At 44.9% G+C, this 20,844-nt stretch carries 17 protein-coding genes and 1 tRNA gene; 7 read left to right on the forward strand and 11 right to left on the reverse strand.

Annotated features, from left to right (window positions below; all coding sequences use genetic code 11):
- Together H6G03_RS21885 and H6G03_RS21890 are read left to right on the forward strand one after the other, a co-directional pair.
- Window positions 1-205: hypothetical protein (locus tag H6G03_RS21885; protein ID WP_190468409.1), on the forward strand; the 205-nt coding region annotated here is incomplete at its 5' end.
- Window positions 196-267, forward strand: a tRNA-Gly gene (locus H6G03_RS21890). The genes H6G03_RS21885 and H6G03_RS21890, both read left to right, overlap by 10 nt.
- 118 nt (window positions 268-385) lie before the next feature.
- Here H6G03_RS21890 and H6G03_RS21895 read toward each other — a convergent pair.
- From H6G03_RS21895 to H6G03_RS21915, 5 genes are all read right to left on the reverse strand, one after another.
- Window positions 386-1,756 (reverse strand): L-serine ammonia-lyase, encoded by a 1,371-nt coding sequence (locus tag H6G03_RS21895; protein WP_190468412.1) that lies wholly within the window; start codon window positions 1,754-1,756, stop codon window positions 386-388.
- A 463-nt stretch (window positions 1,757-2,219) separates the two neighbouring features.
- Window positions 2,220-2,999: an alpha/beta hydrolase gene (locus H6G03_RS21900; protein WP_190468416.1), complete on the reverse strand. Its 780-nt coding sequence runs from the start codon at window positions 2,997-2,999 to the stop codon at window positions 2,220-2,222.
- 351 nt (window positions 3,000-3,350) lie between these two features.
- A complete protein-coding gene (locus H6G03_RS21905; RefSeq protein WP_190468417.1) occupies window positions 3,351-4,235 on the reverse strand; it encodes an Rpn family recombination-promoting nuclease/putative transposase in 885 nt (294 codons plus the stop codon).
- Window positions 4,236-5,057: 822 nt separating this feature from the next.
- Window positions 5,058-6,446 carry a TIGR03279 family radical SAM protein gene (locus H6G03_RS21910; protein WP_190468420.1) on the reverse strand — a complete coding sequence of 463 codons (1,389 nt, stop codon included), beginning with the start codon at window positions 6,444-6,446 and terminating at the stop codon, window positions 5,058-5,060.
- Window positions 6,447-6,524: 78 nt separating this feature from the next.
- Entirely contained in the window at window positions 6,525-7,505 is a 981-nt protein-coding gene (locus H6G03_RS21915; RefSeq protein WP_190468422.1) for an undecaprenyl-diphosphate phosphatase, read from the reverse strand.
- Between the two features lie 202 nt (window positions 7,506-7,707).
- Here H6G03_RS21915 and H6G03_RS21920 point away from each other — a divergent pair, with 202 nt between their 5' ends.
- Both H6G03_RS21920 and H6G03_RS21925 read left to right on the forward strand, forming a co-directional pair.
- Window positions 7,708-8,445: a DUF3120 domain-containing protein gene (locus H6G03_RS21920; protein WP_407650759.1), complete on the forward strand. Its 738-nt coding sequence runs from the start codon at window positions 7,708-7,710 to the stop codon at window positions 8,443-8,445.
- A gap of 114 nt (window positions 8,446-8,559) precedes the next feature.
- Entirely contained in the window at window positions 8,560-9,558 is a 999-nt protein-coding gene (locus H6G03_RS21925) for an FHA domain-containing protein (RefSeq protein ID WP_190468425.1), read from the forward strand.
- A 37-nt stretch (window positions 9,559-9,595) separates the two neighbouring features.
- On the opposite strand, the gene H6G03_RS21930 is transcribed toward H6G03_RS21925, so the two are convergent.
- Complete coding sequence (locus H6G03_RS21930) at window positions 9,596-9,754, reverse strand: hypothetical protein (RefSeq protein WP_190468428.1); 159 nt, start codon at window positions 9,752-9,754, stop codon at window positions 9,596-9,598.
- Between H6G03_RS21930 and psbU the strand changes: the two genes are divergently transcribed.
- Both psbU and nadB read left to right on the forward strand, forming a co-directional pair.
- Window positions 9,753-10,190: a photosystem II complex extrinsic protein PsbU gene (gene psbU / locus H6G03_RS21935; RefSeq protein ID WP_190468432.1), complete on the forward strand. Its 438-nt coding sequence runs from the start codon at window positions 9,753-9,755 to the stop codon at window positions 10,188-10,190. The genes H6G03_RS21930 and psbU overlap by 2 nt on opposite strands.
- A gap of 245 nt (window positions 10,191-10,435) precedes the next feature.
- The gene (gene nadB / locus H6G03_RS21940) at window positions 10,436-12,226 is read left to right on the forward strand and encodes an L-aspartate oxidase (RefSeq protein ID WP_190468435.1); all 1,791 of its coding nucleotides are present in this window, start codon (window positions 10,436-10,438) and stop codon (window positions 12,224-12,226) included.
- A gap of 44 nt (window positions 12,227-12,270) precedes the next feature.
- On the opposite strand, the gene H6G03_RS21945 is transcribed toward nadB, so the two are convergent.
- The gene (locus H6G03_RS21945) at window positions 12,271-12,486 is read right to left on the reverse strand and encodes a hypothetical protein (RefSeq protein WP_190468437.1); all 216 of its coding nucleotides are present in this window, start codon (window positions 12,484-12,486) and stop codon (window positions 12,271-12,273) included.
- A 222-nt stretch (window positions 12,487-12,708) separates the two neighbouring features.
- Window positions 12,709-14,880 (reverse strand): CHASE2 domain-containing protein, encoded by a 2,172-nt coding sequence (locus tag H6G03_RS21950; RefSeq protein ID WP_190468525.1) that lies wholly within the window; start codon window positions 14,878-14,880, stop codon window positions 12,709-12,711.
- Between the two features lie 621 nt (window positions 14,881-15,501).
- Here H6G03_RS21950 and H6G03_RS21955 point away from each other — a divergent pair.
- Window positions 15,502-16,287, forward strand: coding sequence for a WecB/TagA/CpsF family glycosyltransferase (locus H6G03_RS21955; protein ID WP_190468439.1), 786 nt, complete (start codon window positions 15,502-15,504; stop codon window positions 16,285-16,287).
- Between the two features lie 294 nt (window positions 16,288-16,581).
- On the opposite strand, the gene H6G03_RS21960 is transcribed toward H6G03_RS21955, so the two are convergent.
- The 3 genes from H6G03_RS21960 to H6G03_RS21970 are packed head-to-tail and all read right to left on the reverse strand — an operon-like array spanning window position 16,582 to window position 20,839.
- On the reverse strand, window positions 16,582-18,732 hold the full coding sequence (locus tag H6G03_RS21960; RefSeq protein ID WP_190468442.1) for a hypothetical protein: 2,151 nt from the start codon (window positions 18,730-18,732) through the stop codon (window positions 16,582-16,584).
- A complete protein-coding gene (locus H6G03_RS21965; RefSeq protein WP_190468445.1) occupies window positions 18,729-19,760 on the reverse strand; it encodes a glycosyltransferase family 2 protein in 1,032 nt (343 codons plus the stop codon). The genes H6G03_RS21960 and H6G03_RS21965 overlap by 4 nt, the downstream gene beginning before the upstream one ends.
- Window positions 19,761-19,816: 56 nt before the next feature.
- The gene (locus H6G03_RS21970; protein WP_190468447.1) at window positions 19,817-20,839 is read right to left on the reverse strand and encodes a glycosyltransferase family 2 protein; all 1,023 of its coding nucleotides are present in this window, start codon (window positions 20,837-20,839) and stop codon (window positions 19,817-19,819) included.
- Window positions 20,840-20,844: the final 5 nt, after the last annotated feature.

Genomic DNA, 20,844 nt, shown 5'->3' on the forward strand with positions numbered 1-20,844 from the left:
CCGTCAATTATTACAATACATTTGTACTACTTGGGTGAGCGATCGCATTCCAGCAAGTGCCTTAACAAAAGTTAATACAGTGTCGATTACTTTTGTCCGACTACTTACGTGTCGATACGTAGCCGCTACTCAGCATTCCCGTGCAAGTGCGATGCTCGATGTTTGTGCCAAAACGTGCTATTCTTATAAAGAAGTGCGGGTGTAGTTCAGTGGTAGAGCATCTGCTTCCCAAGCAGAGTGTCGAGGGTTCGAATCCCTTCACCCGCTTGAAACGATCGACGATTTCTCGTTGCTTTGGGGATATTCCACTCAAGCTACAAGGTTATTTGCGCTTAGTGGTACACATAAGTGGTACACACTGGCACTAAACCTGCTTTTGCAAAGATTAACATTCGATCGCATTCACTGCCAGCCCACCACGAGCGGTTTCCTTATATTTACTGTGCATATCTGCTCCAGTAGCACGCATTGTTTGAATCGCCTTGTCCAGGGAAACGATATGCAAACCATCTCCGCGTAAAGCAATACGAGAGGCGTTGATTGCTTTAACAGCCCCCATCGCATTCCTTTCAATGCAAGGTATTTGAACCAATCCAGCAACGGGATCGCAGGTTAATCCTAAATGATGTTCCATCGCGATTTCAGCGGCGTTTTCCACTTGCTTTGGCGTTCCTCCCAATACCTCTGTTAAAGCACCCGCCGCCATTGAACAAGCAACGCCAACTTCTCCTTGACAACCAACATCAGCACCAGAGATGGAGGCGTTTTCTTTATACAAAATTCCAATTGCGCCTGCGGTAAGTAAGAAGTTGACAATGCGATCGATCGTCGCACTAGGGCAAAATCGAATATAGTAGTGCAAAACCGCCGGAATAATACCCGCCGCACCATTGGTGGGTGCAGTTACAACTCTTCCCCCTGCTGCATTTTCTTCATTAACTGCAATGGCGTAAACATTTACCCAATCGATAATACTAAGCGGGTCAAGTAGACAAGTTTCACCTTTGGCGGATAATTGGCGATAGAGTTCTGGGGCGCGGCGTTTTACGTTTAAACCTCCCGGTAAAATACCTTCATTTTTACAGCCGTTTCTCACGCACTCTTGCATCACTTCCCAGATGCGTAGCAGTCCTTGTATGACTTCTTCTTCAGAACGCCAAGACTTCTCATTTTCTAACATGACTTGGCTAATCGATAAACCTTGTTTTTCGCAGATTTCGATCAAATTAGTAGCGCTTGTAAACGTATAGGGAACCTGACTATTATCATCTTGTTTGCTTTGCGTATCTTCTTCATCGACAATAAAGCCTCCTCCCACTGAATAATAAACTTTTCTTGCGATTTCCTCCCTGACGGCATTGTGCGCTGTAAATCGCATTCCGTTGGGATGAAACGGAAGGTTTTGCCAGTGAAATAGAAGATGCTCTTTTTCGCAAAACGCGATGGGTTTCTTTCCCAATAAAAATACTTTTTCTTCAATACGTATTCTCGCCACTCGTGCATCAATAGATACTGTATCAATTAGTTCTGGCGTTTCTCCCTCTAGACCCAAGATTACAGCTTTGTCAGTACCGTGGCCTTTTCCAGTTGCAGCGAGAGAACCGAATAGTTCTACCTTAATAGTTTCAGTTGTATCTAAAAGTTTTTTATTTTGGATAAATGTGGCAAATCGTAATGCTGCACGCATTGGGCCGACCGTATGAGAACTGGAAGGCCCAATGCCGATTTTGAATAGTTCAAAAACGCTAATAGCCATAGGAAAAACTCTCAATTATAAATGATAAACGAGATGCAAGCTGGTTATTCTTTATAAGGGTTGAGGTTATTGCGAAACAATTATGCTGACAAATTACTTAGCTAGTAATGTCAGTAGCCTCTAAGTCCTATGTTAAATAATTTTTTAAACTATGATGAGTAGGTGGTATGCTTATAGTGCGATCGCATATTTCAACAAATCTTTTGACCGTCAGGCTTGCCTGGATTAAGTTAAGAAAAATTAAGTAGCAAAGAAGCTAATGCTCACAAAGAATGGCTGTTGAGTCAGCCTATCTTTTAATAGCAGAGTTCGTCACAATTTTTGTTTAAAAAACTTAACAAAGTTAATTGTAAAAAAGCTCGATCGACAACCTTATTATAGCCGGAAAGCGCTTGGATAAAGTACATCCCAGAAACCCGGTTTCTTCAAGAAACCGGGTTTCTTGCTCTAATAAAGCGCTAACCTAGAAAAAGCTGCGGCTTGCTGTGGGCGCAAGCAACCAAGTCATGATTTCCGGTAACCGCTTTTGCCAAGAAGTTTCGTGGTGTATTTCGTCTTCTGCCAAGATAAAATGCAACTCGTCTTCGGAGTAACCGAGGCTTTTCAAACGAGTGTAAAAATCTTTGGTAATTGGCACATAATCTAACCAAATTCCATAAAACGAATATTGCTCTTTGCTACCGACATAAAGGAGTATTCTTGACCAGAATCCTGTGCGCCTATCCCAGTAGGAAAACATTTGCGTCCCACCTAACATCAAAGCTGGAGAAAGACCGCCTATCCTGCCAAAAATTTGCGGATAGGTTTTGCCCAAATACAATGAAATTAATCCGCCCATACTAGACCCCATGAGAGCGGTATTTTGTGAGTCGGATAGGGTGCGGTAAGTTTTATCGATGAAAGGTTTTAAATGATTGATCAGAAATTCTGCTGTTAAATTACCGCGTCCACCCATCCAAGGAGAATATTCTTCCATTCTGTTTGGTAAGTGGTCGATTCCAACAATAATCCAAGGCTCAATAGTTCCTGCCGATGCCAAACGTTCTAGAGTAGTATTGGCGCACCAAGTATCCCAAACAGCAGATTCCGGGTGAGCGAAAATATTTTGTCCGTCGAACATATACAGCACAGGAAAACGCTTGTCGGGTTGTTGATCATAAGCATCGGGAGTAAAGATGCGTATGGTGCGGTTAACTTGTTCTGGAAAAGAGTAAAAGTCGCGAATGATGTGGATGTAGCCCATTGTGGTTATGGTTATGGTTATGGTTATGGTTGCAAAAGACAGAGGGTTTTTGAATATTAAAGCAGATATATTTGTGGTTTAATCAATTGCGATCGATCTGTTGATTAAGAAAGTAGTTGCCAAAAACTCGTTGCATGATAATTAGAAGATATAGGACTTACGCAGAGGAGTTAAATGTAGGGTGAACTCATGAATTGACCCTACTAAATATAGAAATTTTTTATGAGCGACTGCGTAAGTCTTAATATCAACATACTCGGAGTTAAATTGGCTAAGCAAGCGAACAGGCGATATGCTTCCCCCAAGCTATGCAAAAGTTTTCGCCAGCAACTTGTAAATTCATCAATCGAGCTACAGTATTTGACGCATTTCATCCAGACTGTTCGCCGTCCTGATTGCTGACTGAATCGCCTCTAATTTTGCCACATCTTCAATTTGACGAATTTCTGGCATGAGTTCTAAACTTTGGATGCCGAATTTTAATTCTAAACCCAAAGCAATACCGGAAAGCAGTCCTTGCTGCATACCCTGTTGCATACCCTGCTGCATACCTTGCTGCATACCCTGCTGCATACCCTGCTGCAAAATTTCTTGATACCAGGGTGATTCCCGTAACACTGCCATATCCCACCTCATGATTTGCTGAACTAGAGGAATTTCTAATACGAAGCTAGCAAAAAAGGCCAGTAGGGGTTCTAAATCGCTTAATTCTCGGTCAGTTCGCAAAACCTCCAAAGCTTGTCGGACTGCGGACTCTTGACCGCCTCCCTTGAGTACGGGTACAAAGGGGATAAGGGAGGGAAGGGATTGTTGAAAGGCTATTTCCGCGTCTACTTCCCAGAGGTTAATTACATGATAGTCTTGACGGGCGGTTAAGCCTCTAAATTGGGACTCGTAGCGAGTGGGAATTACTACTGAAGGTGATGGCGCTAGGATATTAATCAGTACCGGATAAGTGGGTTTGTTGTAACGTTCTTCTGCCAGTGCAGCATAAGCTCTCATGCGCTGAGGCATTTGAGATTTGTAACGTAACTGTAACTCGTTGAGTACGAGAAATTCGCCATCTTGGGGAGTATAGGCAGTTACCAGTACATCACTTTCGCGACTTACCCACTGGAATTCCGAGGTGATGATATCTCGCACTTGGACATCGGGAATTTGAGTTACCCATTGTACCCAACGGTCGGGTGCCAGACTAATCAAGCGCTTGCTGCCGATATCGGCTGGTTTAGGCATAAAATATGGGTTTTGTTTTGGATATGGCGATAATTTGCCCTTAGAGCAGTTTATGATTAAATAGGCGATCGCACTTGGCTACTGCTGTGGTATATGAGCGCAGCTGAAAATCAGCCATCCCACACACTGAAGCAGATTTAATTAAATTTAACTAATTAAAAAATAATTAAATATAATTTTTTTTACATATTGGTTTATAATGATCCCAATGTAAAAAATATAACCTGTAGCCATCAGGAGTTTGCGGGAGTGGTGAATCCCTTAGTGGGAAGCTGTTTAATCTGGCAACAAATCATCACTTTTCAATCTCTGGCCTTTTGTAAAGTTTTGTGAGAATTACTGACCCTCACGCATAAAAATTCAAATCCGATCCTGATAAATAAGCAGAGGCGAGTCTGAGGTGTTGAGCCAAAAGGCTTGGACGGGCGGGACGCCCACCCCACAAGAGAGAAGAAATAGAGATTCTTTTTTTGTGGGGTGGGACATAGTTTCCAGTCTCGCTCCTTTCCTCAAACAAATGAATATACCTTTCTTGTGGGGCGGGCGTCCCGCTGGTATAAGCAGGCAAGATGCCTGCTCCACAAGAGAAAGCAACAATTTGTACTTTTGTAGGGCAGGCAAAATGCCTGCTCATTCCCAGAAATAACTTTTAAATATTTGTAGCAAGCAAGATACCTCCTCCACAAGAGAGAAACAGTCAACCGCCCCACCCACTCTTGGGATGGGGCTTGTAACTAACCAGAAAACCTAGCTGAAACATCTGGGTTATTGACCGAACCCTGCTCCTCCGTCTTTTGGGTAGAGGAGAGAAAATAAATTTTTTTACTCTTGTGGGGCAGGCATCTTGCCTGCCTCTTGTGGGGTGGGCATCCTGCCTGCCCCATACCCCACACAACTCTCAATTAAACCCTCAACACCCGACACTGGTAAAATCTTTGTCCCCAACTTATCAGCTAATTCCTCAACTGTCATATCATCCAAAAATTTAGTATCTCCATGCTTCAACATCAAAGCTGGCAATAATATCCCATCTCCCAAATCTTTTCCTTGCAAGTTTTCCAGCAAATCTTGACCGGTGAGCAAACCTGTAACTGTAATACTCTGACCCCAATACCTACTGGGAAAAGCTGCCATATTCACTTGTAATCCTTCCACTTGATTGAGTCGTTGCAAAATCGGTTGAAATGCTAATTCAACTGCGTTTCCCACTACCCAGGTAAATTTTCGCTGTGGGGAAACTTGGAGAGGTAATTTTTGGGCCGCTAACTCAAATTTTCGCAAAAATAGGCGAATGGAACCGACGCCATTATCTATTTGTGGATATTCTTCATAATGAGATTCTGGCGGTAGTTCTTCACCTGCGATTAAAAACCATTCATCGGCTAACCAAACACAATTTGTCCCGTTTTTTTTGCGAAGTTCTGCCTGAAGTTTCTGCACTTGAGAAATTACTTCTCGTGCTTTTTCTGGTGTGACTGGTGTTAATTCATCTTCTGCTGGGCGAAAGCGGGTTAAACCAACGGGGACAACTGCGACAGATGCGACGGCGGGAATTTCTCCTTTGTGGAATTTTGCTAAGTCGCGGAGTGTTGTTTCTAGATGAATGCTGTCATTAATTCCGGGACAAACAACGACTTGGGCGTGTATTTGCAGACGCCGCTTTTTAAACCAGTTTAGCTGTTCTAAAATTTGTCCGGCACGAGGATTTTTGAGGAGGCGAATTCGCACTTCTGGTTCTGTGGCGTGAACAGATACGTAGAGTGGAGATAGGCGCATTTGTTCAATGCGATTCCATTCTTTTTGGGTGAGGTTGGTTAGGGTTAAATAGGAGCCATAAAGGAAACTGAGTCGATAGTCATCATCTTTAAGATAGAGGGATTTGCGTTTGCCGGGTGGCTGTTGATCGATGAAGCAGAAGGGACAGCGGTTGTTGCACTGGATTAAGCCATCGAATAGGGCTGTTTCAAATTCCAATCCTAAGTCTTCGTCGTAGTCTTTCTCAATTTCAATATGATGAGTTTTACCTTTTGCGTCTAATATTTCGAGTTCGAGAAATTCGTCGGCACATAAAAATTTATAGTCGATGAGGTCGCGGGGACGATCGCCATTGATAGAAACGATGCGATCGCCCGCTTCAAACCCAATTTCAGCTGCAATCGAGTTGGGGATAACTTTGGTAATTAAGGCAGGACTAATAGAAGTTTCGCTCATAGGTAATTGTCAGTTGTCAGTTGTCAGTTGCGATCGGTCAGATGTTATTCCACTAAGTACTGATTACTGACTATCCTATTAGCTATTTTGCAGTAATCCAGTGCCGATCGCTCCCAAGATGGCCACGCCAAACAGCAAGCGATACCAAATAAACACCCAGGTACTCTGCGTTTGCAGGAAGCGCAACAACCAGGCGATCGCTAGATATGAGAAAATTGCCGCTGAGATGACGCCAACTATTACCGAAATCAGTCCGGCGTCGCCTAACCCTTGTTTGACGACATCTTTTAGTTCAACCAATCCAGCTAAGGTAATGGCTGGGATACCTAACAAAAAGGAAAATCGCGCCGCCGTTCCTCGTTCTAAACCCATGAATAACCCAGCTGTCAGGGTGGAACCGGATCTCGATACACCGGGAACCAATGCCATTGCTTCTGCTAATCCCATCAATATTCCATCTTTGACTCCCAAGGCGTTAAATTTGCGCTTGCGGGTTCCCAGTTTTTCTGCAATGCCCAGCAACACGGACATGACGATCGAGGCTGTGGCGATTACTGCTAAACTCCGCATAGGTGAGTTATCGAAGTCGGGAATCAGGATTTTGATGAGTAATCCGAAGAAAACAATCGGTATGGTTCCCAGAATAATTCCCAACCCGATTTGAAAGTCTTGGGAATCGTAATCTTTGGTGACGATCGCTTCAATTGCACCGATTGTGATATTTGTCAAGTCTCTCCAAAAATACCACAGCACGGCGGCAATACTACCCAGTTGGATTACGGCTGTAAAGGCGACACCGGGATCTCCCCACCCCAGCACTACAGGTACGACTTTAAGATGAGCCGTACTGCTGATGGGCAAAAACTCGGTTAAACCTTGCACCATACCTAATACGATCGCTTGAATTATATTTACCTGTGCAGCTGGTGGAGTCGCTGCTTCTTCAAGCGTCGCCGCCGCTGAGAGATGTGTGCCCAGAGCGTTTAGAAATAAAGCTAAAAGAGCGCTGGCAGAACTTGTGCCAGCAAAGGTGAAAAGTTGATGTTTTGATAAACCCATGTTTTCTTCTCAGCACACGCGATCGAGCATAGCCTATCTGGGGAGTAGGTAGCCGCTAGTTGTTAATACCCCTACCCCTACTACCAAGTACCCTATTCCCAATCCTGAGAAACTACGATAAAATAAAAAAATGCCCCAGGGGGGGATATTTTTTGTGATATCTTTAATAAGATAAACTTTAGTTACAAAAATTAATAAGACTTTGTTTAACGATACCTTGTCTGCCTTGACATCTGTACCCGCTTCTGTATCGCCAGCCCAATCTGGTGAAAGCTATGCCGCGACTTTCCGGTGGCGAATGGGTTCCAAGAGAGCCTGGTTGCTTTTCGGGGCGGCTTCGTTTCTAGTTTCGATACCTGTGTTCGCTCAAGCGCCATTAGTGCGCCTGCTGCCACTGCTGAGTTTAGTGTTAACTGCTGGCTGGGTGGGATTGAGTTTCGGGCTGATGAGGCGTCGGGAAACCCAAATATGGGGAGACTTGCTGCTGGGATTCAGCTGGAGTTGGTTAGCGGGATCGATTTATTGGGGCTGGTGGCGCTGGGAACCTCTGATCCACCTGCCGATCGAAGCCATTTGTCTGCCGTTAGCGCTTTGGTGTGCGGGGCGGAACATCTGGAAAGTGGGTAGCTTATTTTATTTAGGTTCCCTGTTTGGCACGGCGGTGACAGACATATACTTTTACGCAGTCGATCTGATCCCTTCCTGGCGACAGTTAATGCAGGTAGACCCAGCGTTGGCGACACCAATTTTACAAAATGCGATCGCGCAGGTGCAGACACCTTGGGGGATCGTATGGGCGGGAGTACTTGCTGGAGTTCTTTTAGTCACGGGTACTTTACCCTTACGCTCCGGACAGCTACACTGGTGGGCGTTTAGTGGAGCAGTGTTGAGTACAATTTTTGTAGATAGCCTGTTTTGGTTAGTCGCCTCAGCCGCCTGAGCGAGCTTGTCTTGCTAAAAGAATCGCTCTTAGGAGGTATGACAGGCGCTTTAGATACCTTAATTGCTATCGACGTTTGAGACTCTAACTGGCTCTTCGTCGCTTCTTTTATCTGTGGTGACGTTGCAACCCACTACTACTCCATATCTTTTACTTCGGACCGATTCCGGGAATCGCTATCTCCCATTAGTGGGCAGTCATTGCTGGACTATCGGTCGCAGCGATGACAACAATTTTGTGATACCAGATCGGTGGATTTCTCGTAACCATGCGATGTTACAAAGTATGGAAACCGGGGAATTTTATCTAATCGATCTTGGTAGCCGCAATGGCTCGTTTGTGAATGGGCGACGGGTAAGCGTACCCGTAACCTTAAAGCATGGCGATAACCTAACCTTCGGTCAAACTGAATTGGAATTTTTCTCTCCCACCGTCAGCTACCAGGCTAACTCTTCCACCAGTTCGCACTCGGATGAGTTGACGGCGACATCCACATTACACGTTCGCCGTCTGATCTCGGTGATGGTGGTGGATATCCGCGACTTCACCGTTTTAACCAGACAACTTGACGAAAAAATTCTTTCCGAGTTGATTGGTACCTGGTTTCGTCATTCCGGCAGCATTATTCGGGAACACGGCAGCTGGGTGGACAAATATATCGGCGATGCGATCATGGCGGTTTGGTTTCACGGTAGCCGAGGTATCTCCGATCAAGAGATGACCGGCATTTGCAATGCGCTCAGCGATCTCCACAAAATGACGGAGGAGTTGCACGCCCAGTATTCTTTACCGTTCCCGTTGCGAATAGGGGCGGGAATTAATACGGGGTATGCGATGGTAGGCAATACGGGAAGTGGCGATCGACCCGACTATACTGCTTTGGGCGATACGGTCAATGCTGCTTTTCGCCTGGAATCTTCCACCAAGGAACTACGCCTGGATGTTGCCTTGGGGGAAACTACTTATAAATATCTGTTGCCATTGGGGATCGACCAATCTGGTTTCAAGCAATATACTGTCCATCTGAAGGGCTACGATAAGCCGACGCTAACTTATGCAGGCACGTTTGCCAACTTGGATACTTTGTTGCAAACCCAGCCCCAAAATCAATGATACTGTTGGTTTACAACGAAACCATTAGTGTGAAAAACTAAACTTGGCCTGCAAGGGTCTTGTTTTGGAGCGCGATCTCAACGCTCCTACTAATTGCCTGCTTGACTGGTGAGAAAACGTCAAAAGCCAGATAATTATCTTTGTTAGAAGCTGTGTGTGGATTTCCATCTGCTTTTGTAGGGAGGTTTTTATTCATGAAACGATTGCTGCGCTTGCTGATGATGTTTGTTCTGGTATTGGGTTGCTTCGGATGGCTGGGGCAATCTCATGATGCGATGGCGGCTTCTTTGACTGGTGTCGCGTTACGTTCAGGGCCGATCTTGGCGGCAGAGACGGGAGAAGTTCTGGGGAATAAGGTTGACGCTAAGCTGGGCGAAATGGGCGGAAAAATAGATTTAAACAACACCAATGTGCGGGCTTTCCGGCAATTCCCCGGATTTTATCCGAACCTAGCTGGAAAAATTGTCCAAAACGCTCCTTACGAAAAAGTTGAGGATGTGCTGGCAATTGCCGGACTGAGCGATCGGCAGAAAGAACTTCTGCAAGCTCGGCTGGACAAGTTTACTGTGACGGATATCGAAGCCGCGATGGTAGAAGGTGACGACCGGATTAACAACGGTATCTATCGTTAATTTTCAGGCCCGATCGTACAGAGGATCGTACAGAGGCTGGAAGGAAACGAGGTGTGTCGGAGATCGGGCTTTTCCGTGTCTGGGTTGTCTTAGGAGTTCCCAGGATAATTTAAAATTGCAGACTTCAGATTTGAGATGGAATTCAATCTCAAATCTGGAATTTAAAATTTGCAATGCCCCAGTCGGCATTTCCCATTCTGCAATCCCCAGCCCTCTAGCTTCTGTCGATCGATATTTTTGGCAAAATGCTAACTAATCTCACTACCCTGGTAGTGGGATTTTTGTGGGAGCCATTTTTGAATTCTTCAGATTTCAGTTCTCTAACCAATTTAGATTTGCCCAGCCATTTCGATGTTTTGGTAGTTGGGGCGGGTGCGGCTGGGTTATATGCGGCGCTTTGCTTACCAGACTATTTCCAAGTCGGGTTGATCAGTAAAGATAACTTGCCTCTGTCTGCGAGCGACTGGGCGCAGGGCGGGATTGCAGCTGCGATCGATCCCAGTGATTCGCCAGATTTGCACATCGAAGATACAATGCAGGCCGGTGCGGGTCTTTGCGATTTACCTGCCGTGAAGTTTTTGGTAGAACGGGCACCTGAATGTATCCAGTCGCTGGTAAATATGGGTGTGGCGTTCGATCGGCATGGGGAGCGGCTGGCCATGACTCTGGAAGCGGCCCATTCTCGCCCCCGCGTACTGCACGCCGCCGATACCACCGGTAGGGCAGTTGTCAGTACTTTGACAGAAAAAGCATTGGCTCGTCCGAATATTCGAGTGATATCGTCAGCTTTTGCGTTAAATTTGTGGATTAATCCGACAAGCGGGCACTGTCAGGGGCTTTGCTTGCTGTACCGCAATCGGGCGATCTGGGTGCGAGCTGGGGCGGTGGTACTGGCGACGGGGGGCGGGGGTCAGGTATTCGCTCACACTACTAACCCAGCTGTGAGTACTGGCGATGGGGTCGCGATCGCCTACCGTGCTGGTGCGATTTTGCGCGACTTAGAATTTTTTCAATTTCACCCGACAGCTTTAACTAAGACTGGAGCTCCGCACTTTTTAATCAGCGAAGCGGTGCGAGGAGAAGGTGCCCATTTAGTGGATTCTCAGGGAAACCGCTTTGCTTTCAATTACCATCCCAGCGGCGAACTTGCGCCCAGAGATGTGGTCAGCCGCGCTATTTTCAGTCATTTGCAGCAAACTGGCGAAGACCGCGTTTGGTTAGATTTGCGACCAATCCCGTCTGAGAAAATCCGCCGTCGATTTCCGAATATCATTGAGGTTTGTCAGCGCTGGGGAGTCGATTTGTTTAGCGAAGCGATTCCCGTCACCCCAGCCGCCCATTACTGGATGGGCGGTATTGCTACCGATTTGATGAATCGTACCTCGATTGCTGGGTTGTATGCCGTAGGCGAAACGGCTAGTACAGGTGTCCACGGTGCCAATCGTCTGGCGAGCAATTCGCTGCTGGAGTGTATTGTGTTTGGTGCCCAAATGGCCAATCTGGAGATTGGGGACTGGGAACAAGATCGGCAACTAAAATCTGGGGAAAATTTTTGGCAATCTCCGATCGTCAACGTTTCCGAAAACCTTAGCTCGTGGGTAAGCTTAAATATATTGCCGTCCCACAGGTCGGATATAGAAAAGGTAGAGTGGCTGCGGCAAGAGTTAGCTCTCCTGATGTGGCAAAGTGCGGGAATTTGTCGTCAGCAGGATATTTTGGAGGGAGCGATCGCGCAAGTGGAACTGTGGCGGCAGGAATTCGCTGCCTTGGAACTAAGTAACTATCTGTTAAATATACAACCCGGTCAGTTAGTTAAATTTACTGAACCTATCACCGACCGAAAACTGCGAACTTGGGGCGAAACTTATAACTTACTGGATGTAGGGTACTTGATCCTCAAAAGTGCTGCTTTTCGCACTGAAAGTCGAGGTGGTCATTATCGAATCGATGTTCCGCAACCGGACAAGCGCTGGCAAGTTCACACGGTTGTGCAAAAAGACAAATGGTGGCAATCTCCACCCGTTACAGTTAGCTAACATCTGTCGGCGAAATAACCGTTCTGGCAAGACCTTACTCAGCACTAGCGAGTTCCGGAGCCTGTGGAGCTGTCGGGAGCGTCGCATTTTCCTTGGCAGGATGGCTGGTAATTGTAAAACTCTCCTAGCTGACTTTCCGAGCTGGATAAGAAATCAGTTATCCGATCGGAGGAGGCTGTAGCTAGGCTGATTTCCGAGGTAATCAATAAGCCTCCGACTAATAAAGTTGCCACACCTGCGAACCTGAAAAAAGTCTTCATAGCCGATCTCTAATGCCATCGATTAACAGTATATTCACTGAATATTCAGTGGATTATGTTTAGTAAGTATTTTTACTGAAACTTTATACAATCCTTGAATATCCTTCACAAATCTAGGGCGATTGACTAACCAGGATACAAGTAGTGCGATCGCAAATCCGGGTTGATTACCCCCTTGATTGCGATCGGCTGTACAGAGGTTTCATTTGGGTGGGCAGAATTTCAAGAAAACTCGTATTTGTTTTTACCCTGTTGTTTGGCACGGTACATAGCCGCATCGGCATTTTTAATCAAGGCGTTCATTTCGTCACCGTTGAGAGGGAAGAGGCTGATGCCAATACTTATGGTGACATTAATTGTCTGCCCGTTCAGGACAAAAGGCTGGGTAATGGCGTCGATAATTTTATCGGCAACTCTTGTCACATCTGACACACTCTTAATTATTGGCAAAATTACGGTAAATTCATCGCCACCCAGCCGGGAGACGGTATCGCTACTGCGTAGACAGTTAGTGAGTCGATCGGCAACACCTTGTAGCAGCAAGTCACCCATATCGTGCCCTTGAGTGTCGTTGATTTGCTTGAAGCCATCCAGATCGAGAAACAGCAGCGCCAGCAGTCGCTCGTTTTGTGCAGCCCACTCTAATGATTGGCTGAGCTGTTCGTAAAAAAGTTTTCGATTCGGTAAACCGGTAAGACTGTCATGATAAGCTAAATGACGCAACCGATCTTGTGAAAGTTTAAGTTCGGTGTTGTAACGAACCAACTCTGCTGCGGTGCGTTTGAGGTCTTCCTCCAATCGCTTGCGTTCGGTAATATCTCTAATTACTCCAACCAAAAATACGTTGCCAGCTGCATCTGTGTGAAGAGATCTTTTTGTGGCGATAAGATGAGTAGTGCCCCAGGCATCTGTGAATCTCTCTTCATTTTCGGTAGGCTTGGCGCTCTGAAAAACTAATTCATCTTGCTGCCAAAAAATGTCGGCTTCGTGGCTGGGAAAAAAATCATAATCTGTCTTTTCAATTAATGTGTTGAAGGGATACCCCAGGAATTGACAGTAAGCTTGATTCAAAACAATCCATCGGTGTTGTTTGTCTTTGACGAAGACGGGATCGGGAATGGCGTTAATTACGTTTTGTAAAAATTCTTTAGAGCGCTTCAATTCTTCTTTCAATTGGGCAATATAAGCTGTGATTACTGTAGCGGAACCGACAAGGGCTAGCAGGGGAGGAATGACTGGTATCCACCAATAAGCCAAGAAAGCCAAGTAGGCACAGGCGATGAGGCTGGTTCCTGCCAGGAAGAGAATTAAGATAGAGCTAGCTACTGAACGCGATCGCCAGATTAAAATTGCTCCTAGCCAAGACCAAACCAAAATCCAAAGCCATTCGATCGAATCTGACCAAACGGCGATCGTTCCTTGTCCGGACTGGGCGGCAGTGAGAATTTGGCCCAGAAAATTCGCTTGCAGTTCGACACCGGGAATAGGCTGGGCGGATTTAACGAGATCGCTGGTGTAAGGAGTATAGAAAAAATCCTTGAGGCTGCTAGCAGTGGAACCGATCAGGACGATGCGATCGCGCACCCAATCCTGGGGTATCTTGTTTTCTAACACATCTCTCATCGAAATTTTGCGAAAGCCGATCGATGGTTTGCGAAAGTTACCCAAAATTTGGTAGCCTTTGTCATCTGTTCTCACGTAGCCACCGTCTTTAGACTCAAAGGGCTTAAACACAGTCTTACCCAGTTGCAGATAGTTCGTGCCCTTTGCTGCTTGAGGCTCAATGCCTTCCGCCTTCAGATAAATCAGTGCCAGATGGAGGGAAAAACTGGTGTGCAGTTTGTTATCTACCCAGGAATACAACAGGCTGCGACGCACCTTGCCATCCGCATCAATAACTACGTTGTTGAAACCGACTTGTTTTCGCTGGCTAAGGGCGGGCGGGGCTAGTACTCCATCGCTAGTTTTATCTTTGAGTTTCTCAATACCAACTATGTTGGGTATGTTTGCGAACGCCTTCTGTAATTCTGCATAACCGGGTTCTTGGGGTAAATCTCGATAGATGTCCAAACCGATGGCGCGGGGCTTTTTGGAGTGCAATTTTTGCAGAAGCTGGGCCATAACCCGATCGGGAATAGGCCAACCGTATTTCTGTAAATTTTCCTCTTCAATACCCACAATGAGAATGCGATCGTCTACTGGTGGTGAAGGACGCAGGCGAAAAAACCAATCTAAAGCGGCCCATTCCCAAGACTGCAATAACCCTGTGCAACGCAACAAAATAATACAGGCAGCTACAGTAGAGGAGGTGATTAATACCCTACGCTCCAACCATAAGCGTTGCTTGAGTCCTGTCCATACCTCTATGGAGCTTTTGCTAAGCTGCTTAATCATCCCAGTCGCCCAGTTGCTGGTATCTTTGCCATGCCTGACTTTATTAATAACCAATGGTTGTCAAAACGTGGGAGTGCGTAATTGGATGACGAGAGTGAATCTTTCTGGAAGCGGGCCATTTTCTAGCCCACCAACTAGGCCAATCATCCTCTTTCTTAGGCCACTCTTACGTATCGCTCTTCTTTATCGTCGATAATGAGTATTTGTATACTTTTTTTTCCATATTCAGTAATTTCCTCACTTTCTTCACCATAAGATCTATCCAATTGGGAGTATGGAGTGGCGTTGAAGCCTTACCCATCTAAGTATAATCTCTATCTTCATATTAACTTTACAGCAAAATACGTAACTTTATCAAATCTTTAAACTGATCCAGGAAAAGGTTTGCTATTCTCACTAAGTAAGGCTAGTAAATTCACGTAAGCAGTTGCTGTAGGGGCGTTCTATCTACTAGATATAAGAGTTCCTACTATCTGTGTTACTACTGGGATAGGGCTATGTTAATGGCTTTAGTAAGGCAAGAAACTAGGCTCGCCCTTCATTGTTGGTAACTACCTTAAACAGAAACAACTGTAAGGAAAACCTATCGCGTTCGCAGTATTTGTTGCTGAGGTTGCATCAATGAAGAAAGTAAATATTCTAAATCTACCGATTGACAATGTTTCCCAAGTGGAACTGTTAGATCAACTCCAACTTGGCGGTATTGTGTTCACACCCAATGTAGATCACTTGATTAAATTGCAAAACGATGGAGAGTTTTATAAAGCCTATAACAGCGCAACTTATAAAGTTTGCGACAGCCAAATAGTGATGTACGCTTCCAAGTTTCTAGGTACGCCACTAAAAGAAAAAATTTCCGGTTCGGATTTGTTTCCGGCTTTTTACAATCACTATAAAGATGATGAGCGAGTGAAGATTTTCTTGTTAGGGGCAGCTGAAGGTGTCGCCAAGAAAGCTCAAGAGCGAATCAATAAAACAGTCGGAAGAAAAATAATCGTAGACTCATATTCTCCATCTTTCGGATTTGATAAAAACGAAGAAGAGTGCTGCAAAATAGTGGATATTATTAACAAGTCAGGAGCCACTGTTTTGGCAATAGGAGTTGGGGCACCCAAACAAGAAAAGTGGATTGCAAAGTACAAAGACAAACTGCCAAACATAAAAACATTTTTGGCGATCGGTGCGACGCTTGATTTTGAAGCAGGGAACAAACCAAGATCGCCTCAGTGGATGAGTAATATGGGGTTGGAGTGGTTATATAGGCTTTTATCCGAACCTCAAAGGCTGTGGAAAAGATATTTAGTAGATGACCTTCCTTTTATATGGTTGGTTATTAAGCAGAAACTAAATTCTTACAAAATACCCTTAACAAGGGAAAAAAATATTTACGATTTTGACACGAATTGAATCCAAGGTAAATAAGCTTAGAGGCGTTTTTGGCTATAGAAAGGGATGAGCAATAAGTTTATTTATTGGTTATTTTGGGAATTTACTTAGTAAATTCTTATTGCTTCGCTCATCCATATGGAAACCAATTTCTGTATGGTAATCGTTTGAATTTTAATTTAAACAATCGATAAGCTTGGAGTTACATATGATACCCAAGCTTTTTTATTCTGTTATATAATTTATCTCCTTCTAGGAGAGTTTTTTTATAAAATCATAATTTGTTGGGATTAATCAATAAAGCGCGATCGCTATTCACTTCGAGTAGTAATAAATTCCCCTGCCACCAGTGCCAATAAAAACCAATCCGAACTGTTGTTTGCTGGCTGCCATCACTTGGGGATTGTTACCGATCGGCTGGTGGCGATCGCCTATATTCGTCCAAGTCTTTCCGCGATCCAGAGAAAGAAAAATACCCTCACCCATTCCGGCAATTTTCCCATATAAATAAAGTGCTGGAATTGTGCTTCCCTGTTGCGGCTTTCCAAACGCAAACAGATAAGCTTTTTCCACTCCAGAAATCTGAGAAAAACTTTTGCCAGCATCTGTCGATCGATAAAGTCCTTTCTCATCCAAACTAACCCAAACTTCACCTTTCACCCCCGGCATTGTTCTTAAAGAATGCCACCTATTTTCCCCAACCAGCGGTTTGTATACCACGCTAAAAGATGCGCCTTTGTCGGTGCTGCGATATACACTGTCATTCCAGTAGTAATAAAAAGTATTGCCATCCACCGTATCCGCCGCCAGCGACTGCGACCAATTCCAAGGCCCACGGGGGCCATTTGGTAATCCAGAAACAGGTTGCCAGGTAGCGCCGCCATCGGTTGTGCGGATAGCTTGACCGCCGCTGATGGTCACAACAAAAACATTCGGATCGGTCGCGGACATGGCTACCCGCATCGGCATTTTATTAGTTGGAAATGACGCCAACTTCTGCCAGGTTAAACCTCCATCTGTAGAGGTAGCTCCTGAATAAGAATTATTCCAACGATTGCCACCGACGCGCACTAATTTTAACGGATCTTTTTCGTTGTAAGCAATGCTGTAAGTATCCTGAAAATCGGGGCCGTTACCGCCAAATGTTTTGTCCGGGTAACTATCCAATCCATTGTTATGGTAGAAACCGTCTACATCGGCCAAACCGCTGAGCAACAACGCTCCTTTTGGCGGTGAAACTAAAGCAAAGGTGACAATTTCTTCGTGTCCTTTTTGATAGTTAGTCCAAACGACTGGGTTTGTTTTGAGATCGTCGGTGCGCCAGATACCGTACCAATCTGTCAGCCAAACTCTGCCTGTAACTTTGGGGTCAAATTCGATCGCAGATATCCACGCCTGCGATCGCATAATCTTCGTCCACCAAGGAACAGTGCTGTCGATCGTGCGTTTTACAAGTATCCACGTACTTCCAGCATCTACACTTCGGTATATTTTCGTAGATGGCGACTCTCCCAAAGCGACTACTATCTCATCAGGATTGGCTGGGTTAACGCTCAACCCATTAAACATGGCTTGCGAGTTCTCCGGGGTAATATTGCTCCAAACCCCGTTCGCATACTTAGTCACCCCTGGCCCCTTGCCACTGGTAACGTATAGCGTACCGTTGCGGCCCGTCGCCATACGCCTGGGCCACTGCGGACTTCCCTCTATTTTGCTCCAGGTCACCCCCGTATCAGTGGATTTGTATATCCCGTCTCCGTAAGCAACAGCGTAAACTAAACCCGGCATCTGTTTGTCGAACAAAATAGCTGTAATGCCAATATCTTTTTTGGGCGTTCCGGGAAAAGAAGTAACTTTACTCCAAGTTCTGCCAGCATTTGATGATTTCCACAATCCATTCTGTCGAGAACCAAATAAAATAACGTTGGTATTAAATAAATTGACAGCTAATCTTTCACCTACCCATCGTTTATCTTGGTTGCCACCCATTGGCAAATCTATATTTAATTTAGTCCAAGTTTGACCTTTATCTGTAGATTTAAAAATCGTCCCAGGCTTATCCCAAACATAGGTGCCTGCTGCTATATAAACAATATGAGGATTTTTTGGATCGAAAGCTAATGCTTCTCCTCCGTAATAATGACGTTGGGAAAGTGGAAAGCGATCGGTTAGCGGCATCCAGCTTTGACTTTGTGAATTCCAACGATAGAAACCGCCGACATCGGTTTTGATGTAAACAAGGTCTTTTTCTAAAGGATGCAGGTAGATACCGGTAACATAACCACCTCCCCCCAGCGCTACGTTATTCCATCTTTGAGATGTTGTTGTTTGCTGAGTACCGGAAACAGCTACCTCTGCCTGATTAAAGGTAGAATTAACGATGCTGGAACTTTTAATTGGCTGACATCCGATGACGGCAGTTAGGGAAACGATCGCAATCGTAACTGTACGCTTTATCCATCTCATAGCAACTGACCGGACTGTTCTTGGAGAATCTGGCGTCTTTGATTGCTTCCTCTCCTCTTAGCGGCGAAACTATTGATTTGAGAGTAAACAGATGAAGGTAAAAGCCAGAGCAAATAAGCAGCTACCCAGGTTAAAATAGTGCGACGCGGTTCTTCCAGCAAGATGCGCCAGTAGGTAGACAAAGAGCGATTAATTAATTGTACGGCTGCTTCACCAGCCTGCATCCGCACTGCACTTCTTGCTAAATAACGCAGTTGGTATGCTCTCGCCATACTTTCCCAAGGTTCGACTTTTTCTGCTGCATAAGAGCGAGTCTTTTCAAACACCTTTTCCCAAGACTCGAATTGTTTGATAAAGTTGGCAGAAAGACTGGCGGTATTCACCCGATAAAGAGTCATAACATCGGGAATACCTGCAATTTTCCAAGGTGTTTGAATCACGATCCGTAGCCAAAACTCTATATCTTCTGATTGACGAAAGCGATCGTCAAAATAAAAATTTTCCACAGTACCATAAAGATTATCTTGAAAGCGAATTGCTTCCAAAACCTCGCGTCGAATTACCGCCGCCGAACCATTCCCAATGGGGCTACCGCGCAGCAAACAAGGCACGTCGATATCCTTAAGCTGGGGCATTGTATAAGTGCCTAACTCGTTTCCCGCTTCATCGATAAAAGCAGAACGATTGAAGCTAATACCTACATCTGGTGAAGTTTCCAGATGAACGATATTTTTTTCTAGCATTTCTGGTAACCACAGGTCATCCCCATCTAGAAATGCCAAATATGCCCCTTGAGCGTGGCGAATACCTGTGTTTCTCGCCCCAGCCAAGCCGCGATTTTTTTGGCTAATAATTTTAATTCTGGGATCGGTGAATTGCTGACAAATTTCGACGCTGCGATCGGGCGAACCATCATCAACAATCAACAACTCAAAATTTTCGTAAGTTTGATTGAGAACCGACTGTACGGCAACAGCGATATATTTTTCTACATTGTAAATCGGGATAATGACAGAAACTTTTTTCATTGCAGTTACAGTTTAATTATCTTGCTTTTCAGGTAACGCTCAAATTTTGAGTAAATTTATCTGGGCTGTTCTTGCAGAATGCGACGTTTTTGTGCAGCGCCTGTAATTTTTAAAGCAATCTCCTCAATTTGTCGGTAAAAAGATTGAGGTAAAAGCAAAAGTGAATAAGCTGCACCCAAAGTCAACAATGTACGACGCGGTTCTTCTATAAAAATGCGCCAGTGGGTAGCTAAGGCGCGGTGAGCTAATTCTACAGCAGCTTTGCCGTTTCGCAAACTTACCGATCGGCGAGCTAAAAACCGCAACTCATAAGCTCTAGCTCGATTTGCACACCTTTCTACCTGTTCGGGAGCGTAGGCGCGAGTTTTTTCAATTACTTTTTCCAAATCTTCCAATTGTTTGGATATATTGGTTGAAGCTCCCTTTAAATTTACCCTGTATAGTGTAAGAGCTTCGGGAATTCCTTCTACTTGCCAGTTTGTTTTAAGAACAATACGAAGCCAGCATTCTACATCTTCAAAATGGTGCAATCGCGGATCGAAATAACAAGGTTCTGCTCGATCGGAAAAGCTATCTTGAAACTTAATAGCTTCAAAAACTTCTCGGCGAATTACTGGTGCTGAACCATTGCCGATCGGATTGCGGCAAAATATCAAATCGGGAGTAATTTCGTTGAGCTTTGGCATTTGATAGAGATTTAACGGCTTACCCGTTTCATCGATAAAAGCCGATCGACTAAAACTGACTCCTACACTGGGAGAGTTTTCCAAATGAAGAATGTGCTTTTCTAGTTTTTCTGGCAACCAAAGGTCATCGCCATCCAGAAATGCCAGGTATTCGCCTTGAGCGTAACGAATCCCGGTATTTCTCGCCGCAGATACTCCTTGATTCTCCTGACGAATGATTTTAATGCGCGGGTCTGTGAATTGCTGACAAATTTCTATGCTGCGATCGGGAGAACCGTCATCAACGATCAGTAACTCAAAATTTTTATAAGTTTGTGCCAAGACAGATTGCACTGTCGCGGCGATGTACTTCTCGACTTTGTAAACTGGAATAACTACAGAAACTGTTTTCATTTTTT

The organism is Aerosakkonema funiforme FACHB-1375, assembly GCF_014696265.1.
GTDB classification, from domain to species: domain Bacteria; phylum Cyanobacteriota; class Cyanobacteriia; order Cyanobacteriales; family Aerosakkonemataceae; genus Aerosakkonema; species Aerosakkonema funiforme_A.

Bases quoted from the DNA above. Each gene is read 5' to 3' on its own strand.
- H6G03_RS21895 (WP_190468412.1), bottom strand. From the start codon at position 1,756: ATGGCTATTAGCGTTTTTGAACTATTCAAAATCGGCATTGGGCCTTCC.
- H6G03_RS21900 (WP_190468416.1), bottom strand. From the start codon at position 2,999: ATGGGCTACATCCACATCATTCGCGACTTTTACTCTTTTCCAGAACAA.
- H6G03_RS21905 (WP_190468417.1), bottom strand. From the start codon at position 4,235: ATGCCTAAACCAGCCGATATCGGCAGCAAGCGCTTGATTAGTCTGGCA.
- H6G03_RS21910 (WP_190468420.1), bottom strand. From the start codon at position 6,446: ATGAGCGAAACTTCTATTAGTCCTGCCTTAATTACCAAAGTTATCCCC.
- H6G03_RS21915 (WP_190468422.1), bottom strand. From the start codon at position 7,505: ATGGGTTTATCAAAACATCAACTTTTCACCTTTGCTGGCACAAGTTCT.
- psbU (WP_190468432.1), top strand. From the start codon at position 9,753: ATGAAACGATTGCTGCGCTTGCTGATGATGTTTGTTCTGGTATTGGGT.
- H6G03_RS21930 (WP_190468428.1), bottom strand. From the start codon at position 9,754: ATGAATAAAAACCTCCCTACAAAAGCAGATGGAAATCCACACACAGCT.
- nadB (WP_190468435.1), top strand. From the start codon at position 10,436: ATGCTAACTAATCTCACTACCCTGGTAGTGGGATTTTTGTGGGAGCCA.
- H6G03_RS21945 (WP_190468437.1), bottom strand. From the start codon at position 12,486: ATGAAGACTTTTTTCAGGTTCGCAGGTGTGGCAACTTTATTAGTCGGA.
- H6G03_RS21950 (WP_190468525.1), bottom strand. From the start codon at position 14,880: ATGATTAAGCAGCTTAGCAAAAGCTCCATAGAGGTATGGACAGGACTC.
- H6G03_RS21955 (WP_190468439.1), top strand. From the start codon at position 15,502: ATGAAGAAAGTAAATATTCTAAATCTACCGATTGACAATGTTTCCCAA.
- H6G03_RS21960 (WP_190468442.1), bottom strand. From the start codon at position 18,732: ATGAGATGGATAAAGCGTACAGTTACGATTGCGATCGTTTCCCTAACT.
- H6G03_RS21965 (WP_190468445.1), bottom strand. From the start codon at position 19,760: ATGAAAAAAGTTTCTGTCATTATCCCGATTTACAATGTAGAAAAATAT.
- H6G03_RS21970 (WP_190468447.1), bottom strand. From the start codon at position 20,839: ATGAAAACAGTTTCTGTAGTTATTCCAGTTTACAAAGTCGAGAAGTAC.